This window comes from Marinobacter segnicrescens (assembly GCF_900111555.1).
In the GTDB taxonomy this organism is placed as follows: domain Bacteria; phylum Pseudomonadota; class Gammaproteobacteria; order Pseudomonadales; family Oleiphilaceae; genus Marinobacter; species Marinobacter segnicrescens.
Window position 1 is genome coordinate 40,310 of the sequence record NZ_FOHZ01000012.1, and the last position, 18,125, is coordinate 58,434.

Sequence of the window (18,125 nt, forward strand, 5' to 3'; positions counted from 1 at the left end):
TAAGGACTACAGTCTAACAGAGGCAGAGCTATTCGTGACCTGACAAAGCCGCGCCCGGTTTGTTCGCTGACCTACGGTGAAAAGCCGGGAACCCTGGCCGGTTTCCGGTCCAGCTTGCGGTAGCCCAGCGCCTCCACCAGGTGCTCGCAGCGGATATCCTCGGCACCTGCCAGATCCGCGATCGTGCGGGCTACCCGAAGAATGCGATGCAATGCCCTCGCCGACAAGCCCAGCTTTTCCATGGCACCGACGAGCATCCCCTTACTGTCGTCGTCCACGACGCAGTGCTGCTCCAGGGCACGGCCGGACAAAGACGCATTGGCACCGCCCCGTCTACGGGCACCCTCCCGCACCTTCACGACCCGTTGCCGCACCTGTGCACTGGTTTCGCCCGCAGAGGAACTTTGCATGAGCACTTCGCCACCCTGCACCGGGACTTCCACGTGCAGGTCGAACCGGTCCAGCAACGGGCCGGATAACCGGGCCTGATACCTTGCCACCTGCATGGGGGAGCACTGGCAGTCGATGGTGGGATGGCCCTGGTAGCCGCAGGGGCAAGGATTCATGGCGGCAATCACCTGGAACCGGGCAGGATAGGTGACCTGGCTGGCAGCCCGGGAGATAACGATCTCCCCCGACTCCATGGGTTCCCGCAATACCTCCAGCACCTTGCGGTCAAACTCCGGTAGTTCATCCAGGAACAATACGCCATTGTGGGCCAGTGAAATCTCACCGGGGCGGGGGCTGCTACCGCCACCCACCAGCGCAATCGCCGAGGCAGTATGATGGGGCGCACGATAAGGTGGCTGGCGCCAGCCATCGGTGCGGATCGGCAGTCCGGCTACTGAATGCACACTGGCCACTTCCAGCGCCTGGCGATCATCCAGTGCCGGCAAAAGCCCCGGAATGCGGCTTGCCAGCATACTCTTGCCAGTGCCCGGAGGGCCAAATAACAGCAGATTGTGACCGCCGGCTGCAGCGATTTCCAGGGCCCGCTTGGGTACGTGTTGCCCGCGCACATCTGCCAGGTCAGGAGCTTCGGCCGGGAGGCTGCTCAGCGCCATGGGCGTTACCGGACTCAGTGTGGTGGTGCCGGCAAGGTGTTCGCAGACCGCCAGCAGGTGGCCCGCCGCCAGTACATCGTCGCCACCCGCCAGCGACGCCTCATCGGCATTGTCCCGGGGCACCAGGATACGTCGACCAGCCTCCCGGGCAGCCATGACCGCCGGCAACACGCCGCGCACTGGCCGGAGACTGCCATCCAGGGCCAACTCCCCCATGCACTCCAGCTCTCCAAGGGCCTCTGGTGGCAACTGCCCTGACGCCACCAGGATGCCCAGGGCGATGGCCAGGTCAAAGCGGCCGCCCTCCTTGGGGAGATCGGCTGGAGCAAGGTTAATGGTGATGCGACGGGCAGGGAATTCGAAGCCGGCATTCATGAGGGCGCTACGTACCCGGTCCTTGCTTTCCCGGACGGCGGTTTCAGCCAGCCCGACGATGGAAAGCGAAGGCAATCCGCTGGAGAGATGAACTTCTACTGTAACAGCTGGCGCGCTGACGCCCAGCCGCGCGCGGGTATGAATGGTTGCGAGCATAGGGTCTTCCCTGACATTCAGTGATTTCCGGAGGGTGGTACTACCTGTGCCACCCAGGAGTCTGTGCGGTAAAAACCGCGCAGACCCGGCCATTCCGGATCAGCTTCAGTTATCGGACTGGCTGGCCTGTGCCTCCAGTTCGGCAACCCGCTTCTCAAGCCGTTCCAGCTTCTCACGGGTGCGCAGCAGAACGGCCTGCTGGGCATCGAACTCCTCGCGGGTGACCAGTTCCAGCCTTGAAATGACCGACATGACGGCAGCCTTTGCGTGATTTTCCACATCGTCACGGGCTGCACGGGCCATATCAGGAACGAACTGGCCAAACTGCTGTTGAACCTGGCCAAGCAGGTCATTAGGAATCTTCACCACGTCAGTCTCCACGGTTCCGAAAGCTTGCGCCTGCCCTGACGGGCAACGCCTCGACGGCTGAGGAGTGTAACACAGCGTGGTCCCTGCCATACTAGGAAGGTGACCGGCCGTATCAGCCCTGGTATCTGGCCTGCCGCCGGTCCTGGACAGATGCACCAATGTGGTTCGTGCCTGACCGAGCTGCGCTATAATGGCGCACGGTCAGGACCCATTTTGGTTCACCGGTCCAACAAAGCACTGATTTTTAAATATATTTTTGCGTTGGCACACACGATGCTACAACCCCCGTACGCAATCCGCACAATTGGTGTGCGAGGTGGCAGCATCCCGAACCCGGTCCATCCACGACCCCGTGGGCAGAAAACCGGGACGGCAAACTCCAAGGAGACAGCAATGAAACTTGTGACAGCGATCATCAAGCCTTTCAAGCTGGATGATGTCCGTGAGGCACTATCCGAGATTGGCGTTCAGGGCGTAACCGTGACCGAGGTGAAAGGGTTCGGTCGCCAGAAGGGGCACACCGAACTCTATCGCGGTGCCGAGTACGTGGTGGACTTCCTGCCCAAGGTGAAGGTGGAAGTCGCCATTGGCGATGGCCTGCTGGACCAGGTCATTGAATCCATTACCAAGGCCGCCAACACCGGCAAGATCGGTGACGGCAAGATCTTTGTAACCGAACTGGAACAGGCCATCCGGATCCGGACCGGGGAAACCGGCGAAGAAGCCGTCTGATCCCGGGCGCTTAAGCAGTCAGGCCAACGCAAAAATTTCAATCTCCTGTTAAGCCTCGTGCGGAGGGCTTCTTATGGAAAACAGTGTCTTTCATTTACAGTACGCAATAGATACCTTCTATTTTCTCGTTTGCGGTGCATTAGTCATGTGGATGGCAGCAGGCTTTGCCATGCTGGAATCCGGGCTGGTACGCGCCAAGAACACCACTGAAATTCTCACCAAGAACGTGGCCCTGTTCGCAGTGGCCTGCACCATGTACCTGGTCTGTGGCTACGCCATTATGTATGGCGGTAATATCTTCCTCAGCGGCATGGGTGAGGTGGATGTTGCCGGCGTGCTGGGCGAATACGCCGAGCGGGGCGACTTCGAGGGTGGTTCCATCTACTCCGGTGCTTCAGACTTCTTCTTCCAGGTGGTGTTTGTGGCCACGGCCATGTCCATCGTCTCCGGTGCAGTAGCCGAGCGCATGAAACTGTGGGCTTTCCTGGCCTTTGCAGTGGTCATGACCGGTTTCATCTACCCCATGGAAGGCGCCTGGACCTGGGGCGGTGCCGATGTATTTGGCATGTACAACCTGGGTGACCTGGGCTTCAGCGACTTTGCCGGCTCGGGCATCGTACACATGGCAGGTGCTGCTGCAGCCCTCGCCGGTGTGATCCTGCTGGGCGCCCGTAAGGGCAAGTACGGCCCCAACGGCGAAATCCGCGCCTTCCCGGGCGCCAACATGCCGCTGGCCGCACTGGGTACCTTCATCCTGTGGCTGGGCTGGTTCGGCTTCAACGGCGGTTCAGTGCTTAAACTGGGCGATATTGCCAGCGCGCACTCTGTGGCCATGGTGTTCCTCAACACCAACGCTGCTGCGGCCGGTGGTGCAATCGCGGCGCTGATCACCGCCCGCATCATGTTCGGCAAGGCTGACCTGACCATGCTTCTGAACGGTGCCATCGCCGGACTGGTGGTTATCACGGCCGAGCCGTCCACACCGAGCGCACTGGTTGCCACGATCTGGGGCGCACTGGGTGGTGTGCTGGTGGTGCTGAGTATCGTCACCCTGGACAAGCTGCGCATTGACGATCCGGTGGGCGCCATCTCCGCCCACGGTGTCTGCGGCTTCCTGGGCCTGATGCTGGTACCGGTCACCAATGACGGTGCTGCCTTCAGCGGCCAGCTGATCGGTGCCCTGACCATCTTCGTCTGGGTATTCGTAGCCAGCCTGATCGTCTGGGGCATCCTCAAGGCTGTGATCGGCATCCGGGTCAGCGAGGAAGACGAGTACGAAGGCGTCGACCTGTCCGAGTGTGGCATGGAAGCCTATCCGGAGTTCGTCTCCAGCAAGTAACCAGGTCACTGGTAAAGTTCCCCGGTTTGCCGGGGAACAAAAGCAAAGAGGGCAGCCCGCGGGCTGCCCTCTTTTTTTTGCGAGGCCGGAACGAGCTGTGTCAGCCTTCGGCCGGCCGCACCGGATCATCCAGAGTTTCCAGCATGAACTGGGGCATGGCCAGGGCGCCCCGATGAACACCTTCATTGTAGTAGCGGGTGACAAACGGCCGGTCCGCTGCGTCCTCCTCCCGGAAATAGCTGGTGTGTACGTCCTTGCCACCCATGGTGCAGCTCCACCAGCCGGTGGGATAGACGGGTTGCGGAAATGGCAGGGTCTGGACGTGGTCGAAACCGGCCTTTTTCATGTCGTCATGAATACCGCGAATAATGCTGTCAGTGTGCAGCAGCGGGGATTCGCTCTGCTGCACCACGATGCCGCCCTCCCGCAGGGCAATCATGCAGTCCCGGTAAAAGTCCAGCGCAAACAGGCCTTCCGCCGGCCCCACCGGATCGGTGCTGTCGACGATGATGACATCCACCGTGCCCGGGGGCTGGTCCCGCATCCACTGGATGCCATCACCAAAGAAGAAGTTGGCCCTGGGGTCCTGGTTGGACTCACAGAGTTCCGGGAAATACTTCTCCGATACCCGGGTCACCCGTTCATCGATTTCCACCTGCCAGGCTTCCTCCACCCCGGGGTGCTTCAATACCTCCTTGAGGGTGCCGCAATCACCACCGCCGATGATCACCACCTTTTTCGGATCGCGATGGGTGAACAGTGCCGGGTGCGTCATCATCTCGTGGTAGAGGAAATTGTCCCGGCTGGTGAGCATGACACAGCCGTCCAGTACCATCAGGTTGCCAAATGTCTCTGTCTCCCAGACTTCCAGCTTCTGGTACTGCGTCTGTTCCTCGTGCAGCTTGCGCTTCACCTGCAGGGAAAAGGCCGTACCCTGGTCCTGGAAGACTTCGGTAAACCAGTTGTTGTCCAGTGAACTCATTGTCAAAAACCTCCCGTAATCGTTGGCGCCATTGTAGGCCGAGGTGGCGGCTCGTGTCCCGTCAGCGAATTCACCTGACGGGATACTAACCAAAGGATTTGTTGTCCGGGCAGGGGCGCTTTGCGGTTTCCATGGGTTGCCCAGGCAGCCTACAATGGGCGCGCCCGGCAAGATTGCCCCGTCTGCGATTCAGGATACCAGTATGACCACCAGAACCACTGCCAGCCAGATCTACAACATCGCCCACTGGAGTGATGGCTATATCGATGTGAACACCGGCGGTGATGTGCTGATCCGGCCGCACCGGGCTCATAACGACCACAGCATCAACCTGCCTGAGCTGATTGGCCAACTCAGTACCAGGGGTGTTGCCCTGCCGGTGCTGATCCGCTTTACCGACATTCTCCATGACCGGGTCAATACCCTGTGCCTGGCCTTCAACGATGTCGCCAGCGAACACGGCTACCAGGGGCGCTATACCGCCGTTTACCCGATCAAGGTAAACCAGCAGCGGGGCGTGGTAGAAGAATTGTTGCGAGCCCAGCCGGCGGCCGCTAACAGCCAGATCGGCCTGGAAGCGGGCAGCAAGCCCGAGTTGATGGCTGTACTGGCCCTGTCGTCAGCGCGGGGCTCGGTGATCGTCTGCAATGGCTACAAGGACCGGGAATACATCCGCACCGCACTGATTGGTCAGAAGCTGGGCTTCCGGGTATTTATCGTGGTGGAGAAACCGTCCGAGCTGAAGCTGATACTGAACGAGGCAAAGCGGCTGGATGTGCGCCCACTTATCGGCGTACGGGCCCGGCTGGCGACCATCGGCAAGGGCAACTGGCAGAACACCGGCGGTGAGAAATCCAAGTTCGGCCTTTCAGCGGGACAGGTACTGGACGTCGTTGAGCGCCTGCGGGCGGCCGATGCCCTGGATTCCCTGCAACTGCTGCACTTTCACCTGGGTTCCCAGATCGCCAATATCCGGGATATTCAGACAGGGCTGCGGGAGTGCGCCCGTTTCTACAGCGAACTGCGCCAGCTGGGCGCGCCGGTGGACACAGTGGATATCGGCGGTGGCCTCGGCGTGGACTATGAGGGCACCCGCTCCCGCAGCAGCTGTTCGATGAACTACAGCATGCGGGAATACGCCTGGAACGTGGTGCACACCCTGCAGACAGAATGCGACCGGGCCGGCGTTCCCCACCCGGATCTGATCAGCGAGTCGGGGCGCGCCCTGACCGCCCACCACGCGGTGCTGGTCACCAATGTCATCGACCGGGAGCAGCCGGAAGCCCGCATACCCACAGCGCCCGCAGCCAGCGCCCCCGGGCCCCTCCATGACCTGTGGCGAGACTATTGCCACGTGACGGACGATGTCAGTCCCCGGTCCCGTATCGAGATTTACCACGACCTGCTCCATGCCATGGGCGACGTGCATGCCCAGTTTGCCCACGGCGTGCTGACCCTGGGCCAGCGTGCCGATGCCGAACGCATCTACACCGCCAGCTGCCGCCAGTTACAGCAGCAGCTCAATGGTGCCAACCGGGCCCACCGGGAAATCCTCGATGAACTGAACGAAAAACTGGCAGAAAAGCTGTTTGTGAATTTTTCCCTGTTCCAGTCACTGCCGGATATCTGGGGCATTGACCAGATTTTCCCGGTATTGCCCATCCAGGGCCTGGACCGCGCCATCACCCGCCGTGCCGTGATCCAGGACATCACCTGCGACTCGGATGGGCGCATCGACCGCTACGTGGACGGTCAGGGCATCGAAACCACCCTGCCCCTGCCCGACCATGACGACAGCCAGCCGCTACTCATCGGTTTCTTCATGACCGGTGCCTACCAGGAGATCCTGGGGGACATGCACAATCTGTTCGGCGACACCCACTCCGTGGACGTGCAACTGGACAGCAACGGCCAGTACCGGGTCAGCGAGCCCACGGAAGGCGACACCGTGGCAGATATCCTGCGTTACGTGAACTTTGATCCCCAGGACCTGATCAAAGCCTACCGGGCCCGGTTCGCCAGCAGTGACATGCCGGCCGATGAACAACATCAGCTGTTGCAGGAACTCGAGGCCGGCCTGGAGGGCTATACCTACCTCGAGGAATAACCTGAAAGCATAAGCAGGCCGCAATCGCACTGAAATTGATCTGAACCGATCCCATCAACACAGATCTGTTCGAACCGCCGTAGCGTAAATCTCGTGACTGACAATCGCAGGACGAGTGCTACAATCATGACGAACAACATCTCAGCCCATGCCGCTGTCAAGGAGCGCCCGGTGACCACACTGGACCAGAAGCCCTCGCGGGCCGAAGGGCGAAAAGATCCCTGGAGCCAGCTGCTCGAAAAGGTCGGCAAGAACCAGGACCGCCAGGCGTATCACGCGCTGTTCGAGCACTTCGCTCCCCAGATCAAGTACTACGCCATGGCCAATGGCATGTCGAGCCACGCCGAGGAACTGGTACAGGAGGTGTTCGTCTCCATCTGGCGTCGCTCCTGCCTGTACGACTGGCGCAAGGCAGCCGCCTCCACCTGGATTTTCACCATCGCCCGTAACCAGCGCATCGATATGCTGCGCAAGATGCAGCGCACCAGCGCAGAGATGCAGGTGGAAACCGAGGATTTGTGGCAGATTCCCGGCGAAAATGAAGATGAACCGGTAACCTCACTGCACCGGCTGATGTCCGAGCGCCGGGTGCGGGAATCCCTCCGGCACCTGCCGGAAGAACAGATCACTGTGATTGCCAAGGTCTACATGGAGCACAAGTCCCACCAGATGGTGGCTGATGAGCTGGAGATCCCGCTTGGCACGGTCAAGAGCCGGGTTCGTCTGGCACTAAACAAGCTCAAGGTAATTTTGCAGGACCAGAACGTATGACCCGTCACCACCCCGACAGCCTGATGTTGATGGAATACAGCGCAGGCAACCTGAGTGAGCCCCATGCCCTGTGCATCCGGCTTCACCTGGACAAATGCGCGCACTGCCGCAGCCGGGTGGATGCCCTGGACAGCCTGGGCGCCGTGATGATGGAGCAGCAGTCGCAGGTGACCGTCGAAGCCTCCACCTTCGACAGCATCCTGGCGCGCATCGACAGCGAACCGGCACCCGAGACGGTAACGCCCAGGGTTCACCGCAGCCCGCTGAGCAAACTGCTGGGTGACGACCTGGACGGTTTACCGTGGAAACGGCAACTGAAGGACGTCAGCGTGCTGGATATCAGTGACCGCTTTCCGGGACAGCAGGACCGGGTGGTTCTGCAGAAGCTGTGTGCCGGTGGCAAGGCTCCTGCCCATACCCACCGTGGCGAGGAAACCACTATCGTGCTGCAGGGTGCCTTTGCCGATAACAAGGGCGTATTCAACCAGTGGGACTTCGTTGTGCTGGGGCAGGAAGACGAACACAAGCCCGTGGCCCTGGAAGGGGACGACTGCATTACCCTGTCCGTGCTGAGCGCCCCCCTGAAGCTCACGGGCACCTTCGGTCGCCTGCTGAATCCGTTTATCCGCTGACAGCTCGCATGCCCGGTCGGACATCTGTTCCGACCGGGTCCGTGCAACCCCGGCCTCCCCTCCTGCGCACCTTGCTGTAGAATGACTGGCTTTACCATTCCTAAAGATGTGGCAGTTCCATGAGCAGTGATGACTACGCTTTCCGCTTCGGCGGCATCGAGCGGCTCTACGGCCGCCGCGCCAGCCTGGCCTTCCGCCAGTCCCATATTGCCGTCGCGGGCCTTGGTGGCGTGGGCTCCTGGGCCGCGGAGGCGCTTGCCCGCAGTGGTATAGGCACCATAACCCTGATCGATATGGACGACGTTTGTGTGTCCAACACCAACCGTCAGCTCCATGCGCTGGAAGGACATTATGGCCGCACCAAGACCGACGTGATGGCAGAACGCCTGCGGGCCATTAACCCCCAGGCGGACATCCGGGTTCATTTCGGTTTTGTGACCACGAAGAATGTCGCAGAGTTGATCACGGAAGACATGGACGGCGTGGTGGACGCCATCGACAGCGTCAAATCCAAGGCAGCCCTGATTGCCCACTGCCAGCGCAGGAAGATCCCCCTGGTGGTAGCCGGCGGGGCAGGCGGCCAGGTTGACCCCACAAAAATCGAAGTGGCGGACCTGAGCCGGACTACCCAGGACCCATTGCTGGCCAAGATCCGTAACCTGTTACGCAGGGAGTACGGTTTCTCACGCAATCCGAAACGCCGGTTTGGTATCGAGGCGGTGTACTCCACGGAACAGCTGATCTACCCGGCAGCCGACGGTGAGGTCTGCCATCAGAAACCGGACACCGCAGGCCCGGTACGGCTGGACTGCGCCACCGGGTTCGGTGCTGCTTCACCGGTCACCGCCAGCTTCGGGTTTATTGCCGCCTCCCGACTGGTCAACAGGATCGCCCGCAAAGCGGCAAAGGGCTCTCAGCCCTCCTGAAGATCCAGCACCAGCTTGCCCCGCACATGGCCGCCCTCCAGCAGGTGGTGGGCCGCCGGGGCGTCTGGCAGGGCGAATACTCCGTCCACGTGGACCTTCACATCACCATCCTCGATCAGCTCCAGGATCTCTTCCAGTTGGAACACGTCCGGGCGCACGGTCATGCCGTGGGCTTTCAGGCCCATACGCTCCGCTTCACTGACGATCTCATCGGCGGTAATGGTAGGAATGGTCACCAGCACCCCGTGCTCGCTCAGGGTATGCAGGGACCGCTTGCCGGTATCACCCCCGACCAGGTCGAGCACCAGGTCGAGTCCATAGCACTCGTCGACAAAATCCACCTGGTGGTAGTCGATGACCTCATGGACGCCGAGCCCGGCGAGGAAGTCCCGGTTATCGGCCGAGGCGGTGGCGATCACATGGGCACCCCGCACCAGCGCGAACTGCACCGCAAGGTGCCCGACACCGCCGGCACCTGCGTGGATCAACACTTTCTGACCAGGTTCCAGCTCGCCCATATCGAACAGGGCCTGCCAGGCGGTCAGGCCCGCCAGCGGCAGGCCACCCGCTGCCAGCAAATCCAGTTCTTCCGGCACAATGGCCAACTCAGCCGCGGGCGCCGCCAGGAACTGGGCACAGGCACCACCCTGCGTCGGGAAGCCAACCATACCCATAACCCGGTCGCCCGGTACCAGGGTGGCCACCTTGTCGCCCACGGCGACCACCTCGCCAGCCATGTCATATCCCGGCGTCCAGGGCAGTCGGTCCCCGATCTGGCGGGCAGCAAAGCCCAGGCCGCGGCGGGTCTTCCAGTCGATGGGGTTCAGTCCAGCGGCCCGTACCCGAACCAGCACCTCTTCAGGGCCTGGCTCAGGCACGGGAGCTTCGGCCACTTCAAGTACATCGGGATCCCCGAACTCCCGGTAGACCAGTTGTTTCATGGTGGATACCTCGTTTTTTTCCATGACCTTCCCCCCGATGAATACGACCCCATACCGGTTACAGGATATGGTGACTGGTCAGTTTAGCAGCCCCCCGGGCTCAAGGCTGACCTCTTGCGATGAATACTTCCGGCCACCGGACCCCTGTACCCCGGCGGCTACAACTTATAACCGCCTTCAACCCGGATATGCCGGAAAATTTCAGCGAACTCGGCCGGCACCCTCGTGGGGCGCTGGGATTGCATATTGACGCAGGCATGGGTGGAAATCGCCCGCATCAGAGTCTTGCCGTCGGCCGGGCGCACCAACTGGAACTGCCGGGCCGAGCGGATACGGCCATCGAAGTCGGTGAGCCAGGTCGCCAATACCAGCCGGTCACCGGCATTGGCGGCGGCCAGGTAGTCAATCTCGGTACGGGTAATGGCCATGGCCTTGCCGGTCTGCTCGTGGAGGGCCCAGGTCATACCCGCACTCTCGATATGCGCCCAGCTGATGTCCTCAAGCCAACGGACGTAGACGACATTATTGGCATGGCCGAGGCGGTCCGTGTCTTCCGGACGCACGTTAATATCCAGGGTGAACGGATCCGGCAGGTCCCAGTCCTGGAACCCGTCGTTCTGGTCGGTGTTCAATTCCATTACTCCTTCACTGATCATAATTCGTTGCTGCACCATGCCCCTGGTCACGGTTTACTGCACAGGTCCCATTCCCGGAATCGCGTTCAGCGGCAACCTGCCCAGGCGATCGCTATACAAGCTGCCAAAATACAGCTCGTCACCATGAACCCGGGCCGACGTCAGCCCCCAAAGGTAGTCGCCCCGGGTATCGTGCAGGCTGGTGACAATTTCACCCTCGCCGTTGAGGGCAATCACCAGGCCATACTCACCCGGCCCCGGACGCAGCCAGGGCGGCAGGCGGGCCACCAGGTTCTTCAGCCAGGGATGGTGGTGCAGAAAGTCCAGTGAGGGCCTGCGCAGGGCTGGCATGGCGACCCAGTAGCGGCCGGCAGCATCCACGTCGAGGTTGTCCGGAAACCCGGGCAGGTTGTCGGCAAACACTTCCGCCCGGCCCTGCTCCGGACCGCTGAGCCAATAGCGCAGTATGCGGTAACGGGGAGTCTCTGCCACCAGCAGGTAGTCCCCCTCCGGTGAGACCACCACCCCGTTGGCAAAGTAGAGGTTTCTGAGCAGTACCCGAGTCTGGCCGGTCTGGGGGCTATATCGTAGCAGGCGTCCATTGGGCCGCATTGCCAGAAGGTCCAACTGGTGGTCCTCAAGGCGGTGGCGGGTGCTGGCATCGGTGAAATAGATATTACCATCCGGTCCTGCGTCCACCCCGTCCGCCAGCCGGAACGGCAGCCCTTCGGCCTCCCGGGTGAGTACGCGGGTCTCGCCGCGGGGGCTTATGGACAACAGCCCCCGCTCGGCATCGGCCACAACCAGGTTACCCTGCCGGTCAAAGTCCAGTCCCAGTGGTCGGCCACCGGTCTCCACCCAGCGGTTGGGATCCCCATCCCCTTCCCCGTCCAGGCGAACAATCCAGCCATCCGCAGTACCGGTATGAATCCTGCCGGAGGCATCCATGGCGGTATCTTCCGGTTGTGCCAACTGCCCCTTGGCCAACAGGTCTGACAAACGCAGTCGTTCGTTCGGTGCCAGGGGCCCCTGCATCGCGGGAGCCGAGGGCGCCGGCCAGGCCCGGCTGTCGATGGGTGAAGGACTCAGCAGAAAGCCGCCAAGCATCACGAAAACGATCAACAGCAGTATCAGCAGCCATTTCATGGAACGAGTCCTGTACCGGTTGCCTGGTATGCCAGTGCTGGTGCGGCTCAGCCTTTCAGGAATTCACGACAGAGGCGGGCAAACTCGTCTGGCTTCTCGGCATGGAGCCAGTGGTCCGTGCCCTCGATTTCCTCGATGCGCGCCTGTGGAAACAGGGTATCGATGCGCTCGCGGTGCTTGCGCTGGATATAGGCGGAATCAGCACCCTTGATAAACAGAACCGGTCCGTCAAAGGGACCATCACCTTCCGGCGCGTCCGCCAGGTTCTGGTAACAGGCCTCGATGACCGGAAGGTTCAGGCGCCAACGGAAGACGTTCGGGTTATCGGCTTTCTCTTCTTCCGGTACCCGCACCAGGTTTTTCAGCAGGAACATGCGCACTTCCGGCGTTTCCACGTATTCCTGCAGCGCCTTGTCTGCCTCGCCACGAGTTGAAATTGCTGACAGGTCAAGGCTCTTCATGCCTTCCAGGATGGCATCGTGACGGGGGTGGTAGGTCACCGGTGCAATATCTGCGACGATCACCTTCTCCACCCGGTCCGGGTAACTCAGGGCCACCTGCATGGCGGTCTTGCCTCCCATGGAGTGCCCCAGAAGGCTGGCCTTCGCCAGTCCCTGCTCGTCCATATAGGCGATAACGTCTTCCGCCATGGAGGGATAGTCCATGGAGTCGGTGTGGGGAGAGCGGCCATGATTGCGCAGGTCCAGGCCGTGGATTTGCCGGACCTCCTGGAGACGCTGGTTGACGCCACCCAGGTTTTCAAGGGAACCGAACAACCCGTGCAGCAGCAAAAGGGGTTTGCCTTCACCAGAAATCCGACGATGTAACCTGACGCTCATGAATGCCTCGCTCTTCCTGTTTTTGTTTGGCCGGACCCCGGCGGGAAAACACGATACTGCCGCCATACTTTGAGATGCCCGGGTTTGCTATTGTTGCAGGGTCTGTTTGCAAGAGTACAGCACATGCCCGATTTTTCACTGCTGGCGGTAACCGTTGCCGGGCTCTACCTGGTTGCCCTGTTTTGCGTCTACCGCATATTGCTCAGTTACCGTACAGCCCAGGGCGCCATCGCCTGGATTATCAGCCTGATCGGCCTGCCGTGGATCGCGGTGCCCCTGTACCTGCTGTTCGGCCGCAACCGCTTCGCCGGCTACGTACAGGCCAGGCGACTGAACGATCGTACCCTCGAACCCCTGCTGACCCAATATGAACAGCAGGCGGAAACCCTGCCTTACCCCGGCAACGCCCAGAATCCCGACGAGCTCAGTGTACTCGCCACCCTGGGCCGGCAACCGTTTACAGGGGGCAATGACTGTACCCTGCTGAAAAACGGTGATGCCACCTTTGACGCCCTGTTCGAGGCCATGGAAAACGCCACCGATTACATCCTGCTGGAATTCTACATTGTCCGTTCTGACCGGGTCGGCAATCGTATCCTGCATATCCTCAAGCGCAAGCTTGCCCAGGGGGTCAGGGTCTACTTCCTCTACGATGATATCGGCAGTGTCTGGCTGCCTGGTCGTTACCTGAAAGCGCTGAAGGCCGCAGGTGCCCGCGTGGCATCGTTTGGCGATGGCAATGTCCGCCGGCGTCGTTTGCAGATCAACTTCCGCAACCACCGCAAGATCCTGGTGTGTGACGGCAAGGTGGGCTTTGTGGGAGGTATCAACCTGGGGGACGAGTATCTGGGCACCGATATGGGGGTCGAACCCTGGCGGGACACGCACTGCCGGATTACCGGCCCAGCGGCCCTGGGCCTCCAGCTGGCCTGGCTGGAAGACTGGCACTGGGCGACAGGTGACAACCCGGAGCTGAACTGGCAGCCCAGTCCCTCTCAAAGGGGCGACCAGCAGGTGCTGATCCTGCCCAGCAGCCCTGCAGACCGGTGGGAAACGTGTACCCTGTTTTTCCTGAACTGCATCAACAATGCCCGGCAACGGCTGTGGATCGCCTCGCCCTACTTCGTACCGGACTTCCAGGTCATGAATGCCCTGCAGCTGGCCGCGATGCGAGGTGTCGATGTGCGCATCCTGATTCCGGAGAAACCTGATCACCTGCTCATCGGGCTGGCAGCCTATTCCTACCTGGTGACTGCGAACGAATGCGGCATCCGCATCTGTCAGTACCATGCCGGCTTTATGCACCAGAAAGCCTTACTGGTGGATGATCGCTACGCAGCGGTGGGCACCGCCAACCTGGATAACCGCTCCATGCGCCTGAACTTTGAGATCACGGCCCTCTCAACGGCAGCCGACTTTGTCAGCGAAGTGGAAGCCATGCTTGAAGCTGACCTGGCCAACAGCCGCACCCTGGAGCGTGCTGATTACGAGGACCGGTCACTGCTGTTCCGCCTGGCCTGTCGATCGGTTCGGCTAATGGCGCCCTTGCTGTAATTCGTCAGGACAATCAGTCGAACAGCTGACGTAGTGAATACCCCACATTCAGGTACACGCCCCAGCGATCGTCATTGTTGTAGGCCAGCGCCGCCTGGACCGGGCCGATAACCGTATCGAACCCGGCGAAAACGGTGCCCGAGGTCAGTACGTCCTCCCACCGGGCACCGCCAATATCTTCCCAGGCGTTACCCGCCTCCATACCTGCGCCGACAAAGAAGGGCACGATGGGGCCACCGAACTTGTGGTATAGCACGGCCGTTCCCAGTACTGCGTCCTGGCCGGTCACCTCCCCCTGCCCATAGGCTGACAGGCGGCGAAAACCACCCAGCAGGACATTGTTTTCGATGCCGGCCTCGCCGCGGGTCACCACACTGGCAAAGAATTCACCCGAAGCGACCCAGTCACCCCGATGGCCCGCCTTCGCCAGCCGCAAAACGGTCCGGTCAAACTCGCTGTCAGCCCCCAGGGCTGGCCGCTCGAAACGCCCCCGGACACCAGCGAACGAGCCACTTTCCGGCAGGAAGGGGTCGTCCAGGGAGTCATAGACCATGCGCAGGTTCCAGCTGCCCTGCTGTATCCGGTCACCGCTGACCGGGCTGTCGCCAATACGGTCATCCACCCGCGCGTAGCCCCGCTCCACGGTGGCCCTCAGTTCTGCGTTGGCGCCCAGCTCCGTACCGACAGCCAGGTCCAGGTGACGGCTGGATACATCCACCTCGGCAACACGTTCGCCATCCTGGTCGAAGATACTGTAGCGGTCCTTCTCATATTCCGCTCCCGCGACCGCAAACCGCCGGTAACCATAGTCCAGGGGCTGGAACCACTCGGTGCGTACCCAGGGTTGGGTGCCCAGTTGCACACCGGTTTGCCACTCCCCACCGAGGCGGTTGAGCTGGGTCATGCGCAGTGATGCCGCCACGTTAAAGCGCGTATCACTCTCGAAGTTTTCCTCATAGCCCAGGCCAAAGCTCAGATAATTCGGCCCCCAACTCTTCTCCCGCACCAGGATCTCCAACACCGAGCCATGGTCCCCGGGGCTCAGGCTGTAACTGACATTCTCGTAGTAACCCAGGCCATAGATGCGCTTGAGGTCTTCCTCCAGTTGTTGCTGGTTCAGCGGCTCGCCCTCCTGCTGGCGAATCCGGTCGCGCAGGAAACGATCTGCCAGCCGGCTGTCCTGGCGGATAATCACATCCGAAATCACTTCCGGTTCAAAGCCGCGGTACGTGCGCATAGCCATTTCCTGCCGCCACTGCTCATCGTCCGCCGCCAGCCTGTTAAGAGCGGATGCCTGCTCCCGGGCCGCCGTCGCCCCGAGCTCCATCAACTCTGCCCCCTGGAAGAAGTCAGCAGAGCCCAACCCGGCCAGGTCAGGGGTAATCAGCACGTCGTTATCCTGCAGGGAGGCGAGCTGTTGCTCCACGCTGCGCCGGGTCATCAGGGTGGTGAGCTGGCTAACAACGGAAAACGCCTGGGTCAGGCTCTCACCCCGGCCCGGCTCGTCGGAGATATCCACTACAATGACGACATCTGCCCCCAGCTCCCGGGCCACGCTGACCGGCAGGTTGTTGGCGACGCCCCCGTCGACCAACAGGCGACCATTCCGGTTCACCGGGGCATAGACCCCCGGAATGCTCATACTCGCCCGTATCGCTTCGGCCAGGCTGCCATCCGCCAGTACAACCTCCTCGCCGGTTTCCAGGTCGGTGGCTACTGCGCGGAAAGGGATGGGGAGCTGGTCAAAATCCCTCACCAGGGCGGCTTCCCGGGTCAGGTCGTTAAGGATAAGGCTCAGGTTCTGGCCAGAAATCAGTCCCCGGCCCACACGAAATCCGTCCAACCCCACACCGAGACCGGGAATGGCGGGGAACCGCCAGCCGTCTTCCTTGCGGCGGACCGGCTGGTAGCTGCGACCCGGTGTATCCTGGAAACTGGATAGCCAGTCCATTTCCAGCATGCGATCCTCGATGGCTTCCACGGGCATGCCCTGCGCATAGAGGGCGCCTACGGCAGCACCCGCGCTGGTGCCCACCACCAGGTCCACCGGAACCCGGATTTCTTCAAGCACCCGCAGAACGCCGACGTGGGCCAGGCCCTTGGCGCCACCACCACTGAGGACGAGACCCACAACGGGGCGCTCTTTGCCGTCCTCAGCGGGCGCCCCCGGGTGAGCAGATGAGTGGGTCGGCATGGCCGTGAACAAGGCCATGAGCAAGGTGATGGCCAGCACAAGCGGGCCAACCGCAGGCAGACGGGCAGGATGAATCACTTGGTCACTCCCTGATAATCGTCCGGGGCGAAGTCAGTGCTTCCCGGCCTCCGGCGATTCTTCCAGTGACAGGTGGCTGACGTCCGGAACAACCGGTGGTGGCAATTCCCGTTCCACGCCCAGGTCGGAGCCGGCTGGCGCGATGGTCCACTCATCCAGGTGTTCGAAAACCGGCCTCGGGGCTTCCCTTTCCTCCGCCAGGCGGGTGCCGACGGGATCCAGGCCCAGGCTGGATCCGGCCAGGACCTCATCGGCCCTCTCGCCGGCAACCGGCAGACGATCACCAGGCTCAATGCGCGGACCCGGCTGCCTGGCGGGGGCCTGGCCGGCACCCGCAGCGGGTGGCTCTTCGGAGCTCGCTGACGGCTGTTCCATCCGGGCCGGCGAGGCAGCTTCCGCTGACGCTGGTGCTGGCTGCTCCGTCGCCATGGGCTGCACATAAGCCACCATGCCATGGCGGGCGAGAACCGCACGGTATTTTTCGGCCTGCTCCTGCTCCAGCCGGTTCCGGATGACGACCGGACGCCCACTGAACATCCGGTCAACCTGCTCAACGGAAGCCTTGAACAGGGTGCGGGCATTATTCCGCGCTGTCTGTACGTCGGTGCCGGGCTGACACTCACCCCGGAAAATCAGTTGAAACATGGTTGTTCCTTTCAATTTCCGTAACTAGCTGTAGTCTAGCGCCCGTACCCATAAATCGCATGTCCGGACTCTCCACTTTTGGCGCATATACCAGGCGCAAGCCTATTCAGCCATCGATTACCGAGAGGCAATCGAGATCCTGGTCCTGGATTTGTAAAAACTTGAAAAATGCGCAAAAAAATGACGGCGGCCAGCTCCAGCTTCTGCAATACTTCCTGTAACAGAATGTAACACGACACAATCCCTTGAGGAGATTTACGAATGGTCCGCCATTCCGCACTGCTCACCCTGGCCAGTGTGCTGATCAGCTTATCCGCCACACCAGTCCAGGCAGAGAATATCGACCTGCTGATGACCCGGCTGTTTCCGCACAATGAACTCACCTACATCGGTTTCGACAGTGTGGAACGAGAAGACATTCCGGTGGCCTCCGGAGTCGACCGTAAATACCTTATCGTGGACTTCCGCAGCAACGGGGAAAACTCCCGGGAAAAACAGATTGCCCGTGTTCACCGGATCTGCACCACCTTGCTGACCAATAAAGACCTGATCAGTGACCTGTCACAACAGGGCTACGACATGGTTTCAGTCGCCTTTGACCGTCACTCCCAGTACGACTGCCTACCCTGAACCAAACCGG

The 18,125-nt window shown here is 61.2% G+C and carries 17 protein-coding genes; 8 read left to right on the forward strand and 9 right to left on the reverse strand.

The genetic code is table 11. The annotated features are described in order from the left end of the window. Positions 1-71: 71 nt before the first annotated feature. Complete coding sequence (locus BM036_RS12520; RefSeq protein ID WP_091852665.1) at positions 72-1,595, reverse strand: YifB family Mg chelatase-like AAA ATPase; 1,524 nt, start codon at positions 1,593-1,595, stop codon at positions 72-74. 105 nt (positions 1,596-1,700) lie between these two features. Continuing rightward, positions 1,701-1,961: an accessory factor UbiK family protein gene (locus tag BM036_RS12525; protein WP_091852820.1), complete on the reverse strand. Its 261-nt coding sequence runs from the start codon at positions 1,959-1,961 to the stop codon at positions 1,701-1,703. Positions 1,962-2,357: 396 nt separating this feature from the next. Here BM036_RS12525 and glnK point away from each other — a divergent pair, with 396 nt between their 5' ends. Together glnK and BM036_RS12535 are read left to right on the forward strand one after the other, a co-directional pair. Continuing rightward, positions 2,358-2,696, forward strand: a complete 339-nt coding sequence (glnK, locus tag BM036_RS12530) for a P-II family nitrogen regulator (RefSeq protein WP_091852668.1) — start codon at positions 2,358-2,360, stop codon at positions 2,694-2,696. A 73-nt stretch (positions 2,697-2,769) separates the two neighbouring features. Beyond that, positions 2,770-4,035 (forward strand): ammonium transporter, encoded by a 1,266-nt coding sequence (locus tag BM036_RS12535; protein WP_091852671.1) that lies wholly within the window; start codon positions 2,770-2,772, stop codon positions 4,033-4,035. 100 nt (positions 4,036-4,135) lie between these two features. Here the strand turns inward: BM036_RS12535 and speE are convergent, their stop codons facing one another. Beyond that, on the reverse strand, positions 4,136-5,017 hold the full coding sequence (speE, locus tag BM036_RS12540; protein ID WP_091852674.1) for a polyamine aminopropyltransferase: 882 nt from the start codon (positions 5,015-5,017) through the stop codon (positions 4,136-4,138). Positions 5,018-5,219: 202 nt separating this feature from the next. Between speE and speA the strand changes: the two genes are divergently transcribed. From speA to tcdA, 4 genes are all read left to right on the forward strand, one after another. Further along, positions 5,220-7,124 carry a biosynthetic arginine decarboxylase gene (speA, locus tag BM036_RS12545; RefSeq protein ID WP_091852823.1) on the forward strand — a complete coding sequence of 635 codons (1,905 nt, stop codon included), beginning with the start codon at positions 5,220-5,222 and terminating at the stop codon, positions 7,122-7,124. Positions 7,125-7,295: 171 nt separating this feature from the next. Further along, positions 7,296-7,895: a sigma-70 family RNA polymerase sigma factor gene (locus BM036_RS12550; protein ID WP_091852827.1), complete on the forward strand. Its 600-nt coding sequence runs from the start codon at positions 7,296-7,298 to the stop codon at positions 7,893-7,895. Beyond that, positions 7,892-8,527: a ChrR family anti-sigma-E factor gene (locus tag BM036_RS12555; RefSeq protein ID WP_091852677.1), complete on the forward strand. Its 636-nt coding sequence runs from the start codon at positions 7,892-7,894 to the stop codon at positions 8,525-8,527. Before BM036_RS12550 ends, BM036_RS12555 begins: the two co-directional genes overlap by 4 nt. Positions 8,528-8,646: 119 nt before the next feature. Beyond that, positions 8,647-9,453, forward strand: coding sequence for a tRNA cyclic N6-threonylcarbamoyladenosine(37) synthase TcdA (gene tcdA, locus BM036_RS12560; RefSeq protein WP_091852680.1), 807 nt, complete (start codon positions 8,647-8,649; stop codon positions 9,451-9,453). Here tcdA and BM036_RS12565 read toward each other — a convergent pair. The 4 genes from BM036_RS12565 to BM036_RS12580 form a co-directional block, all read right to left on the reverse strand. After that, positions 9,441-10,418, reverse strand: a complete 978-nt coding sequence (locus BM036_RS12565; protein ID WP_091852683.1) for an NADP-dependent oxidoreductase — start codon at positions 10,416-10,418, stop codon at positions 9,441-9,443. The genes tcdA and BM036_RS12565 overlap by 13 nt on opposite strands. A gap of 134 nt (positions 10,419-10,552) precedes the next feature. After that, complete coding sequence (locus BM036_RS12570; RefSeq protein WP_091852686.1) at positions 10,553-11,032, reverse strand: acyl-CoA thioesterase; 480 nt, start codon at positions 11,030-11,032, stop codon at positions 10,553-10,555. 51 nt (positions 11,033-11,083) lie between these two features. Further along, positions 11,084-12,175: an SMP-30/gluconolactonase/LRE family protein gene (locus tag BM036_RS12575; RefSeq protein ID WP_091852689.1), complete on the reverse strand. Its 1,092-nt coding sequence runs from the start codon at positions 12,173-12,175 to the stop codon at positions 11,084-11,086. A 47-nt stretch (positions 12,176-12,222) separates the two neighbouring features. After that, positions 12,223-13,014, reverse strand: a complete 792-nt coding sequence (locus BM036_RS12580; RefSeq protein WP_091852692.1) for an alpha/beta fold hydrolase — start codon at positions 13,012-13,014, stop codon at positions 12,223-12,225. Positions 13,015-13,137: 123 nt separating this feature from the next. Here BM036_RS12580 and cls point away from each other — a divergent pair, with 123 nt between their 5' ends. Then, entirely contained in the window at positions 13,138-14,568 is a 1,431-nt protein-coding gene (cls, locus tag BM036_RS12585) for a cardiolipin synthase (protein ID WP_091852695.1), read from the forward strand. Positions 14,569-14,581: 13 nt separating this feature from the next. On the opposite strand, the gene BM036_RS12590 is transcribed toward cls, so the two are convergent. Both BM036_RS12590 and BM036_RS12595 read right to left on the reverse strand, forming a co-directional pair. Next, the gene (locus BM036_RS12590; RefSeq protein ID WP_320108773.1) at positions 14,582-16,840 is read right to left on the reverse strand and encodes a patatin-like phospholipase family protein; all 2,259 of its coding nucleotides are present in this window, start codon (positions 16,838-16,840) and stop codon (positions 14,582-14,584) included. Between the two features lie 33 nt (positions 16,841-16,873). Continuing rightward, the gene (locus BM036_RS12595; protein WP_091852698.1) at positions 16,874-17,485 is read right to left on the reverse strand and encodes a hypothetical protein; all 612 of its coding nucleotides are present in this window, start codon (positions 17,483-17,485) and stop codon (positions 16,874-16,876) included. 261 nt (positions 17,486-17,746) lie between these two features. Between BM036_RS12595 and BM036_RS12600 the strand changes: the two genes are divergently transcribed. Beyond that, entirely contained in the window at positions 17,747-18,115 is a 369-nt protein-coding gene (locus BM036_RS12600) for a hypothetical protein (protein WP_091852701.1), read from the forward strand. Positions 18,116-18,125: the final 10 nt, after the last annotated feature.

Excerpts from the sequence above, each read along its gene's own strand:
- glnK (WP_091852668.1), top strand. The coding sequence starts at position 2,358 with ATGAAACTTGTGACAGCGATCATCAAGCCTTTCAAGCTGGATGATGTC.
- cls (WP_091852695.1), top strand. The coding sequence starts at position 13,138 with ATGCCCGATTTTTCACTGCTGGCGGTAACCGTTGCCGGGCTCTACCTG.
- BM036_RS12520 (WP_091852665.1), bottom strand. The coding sequence starts at position 1,595 with ATGCTCGCAACCATTCATACCCGCGCGCGGCTGGGCGTCAGCGCGCCA.
- BM036_RS12595 (WP_091852698.1), bottom strand. The coding sequence starts at position 17,485 with ATGTTTCAACTGATTTTCCGGGGTGAGTGTCAGCCCGGCACCGACGTA.
- BM036_RS12575 (WP_091852689.1), bottom strand. The coding sequence starts at position 12,175 with ATGAAATGGCTGCTGATACTGCTGTTGATCGTTTTCGTGATGCTTGGC.
- tcdA (WP_091852680.1), top strand. The coding sequence starts at position 8,647 with ATGAGCAGTGATGACTACGCTTTCCGCTTCGGCGGCATCGAGCGGCTC.
- BM036_RS12600 (WP_091852701.1), top strand. The coding sequence starts at position 17,747 with ATGGTCCGCCATTCCGCACTGCTCACCCTGGCCAGTGTGCTGATCAGC.
- speE (WP_091852674.1), bottom strand. The coding sequence starts at position 5,017 with ATGAGTTCACTGGACAACAACTGGTTTACCGAAGTCTTCCAGGACCAG.
- BM036_RS12535 (WP_091852671.1), top strand. The coding sequence starts at position 2,770 with ATGGAAAACAGTGTCTTTCATTTACAGTACGCAATAGATACCTTCTAT.
- BM036_RS12580 (WP_091852692.1), bottom strand. The coding sequence starts at position 13,014 with ATGAGCGTCAGGTTACATCGTCGGATTTCTGGTGAAGGCAAACCCCTT.
- BM036_RS12555 (WP_091852677.1), top strand. The coding sequence starts at position 7,892 with ATGACCCGTCACCACCCCGACAGCCTGATGTTGATGGAATACAGCGCA.
- speA (WP_091852823.1), top strand. The coding sequence starts at position 5,220 with ATGACCACCAGAACCACTGCCAGCCAGATCTACAACATCGCCCACTGG.
- BM036_RS12565 (WP_091852683.1), bottom strand. The coding sequence starts at position 10,418 with ATGGAAAAAAACGAGGTATCCACCATGAAACAACTGGTCTACCGGGAG.
- BM036_RS12570 (WP_091852686.1), bottom strand. The coding sequence starts at position 11,032 with ATGGAATTGAACACCGACCAGAACGACGGGTTCCAGGACTGGGACCTG.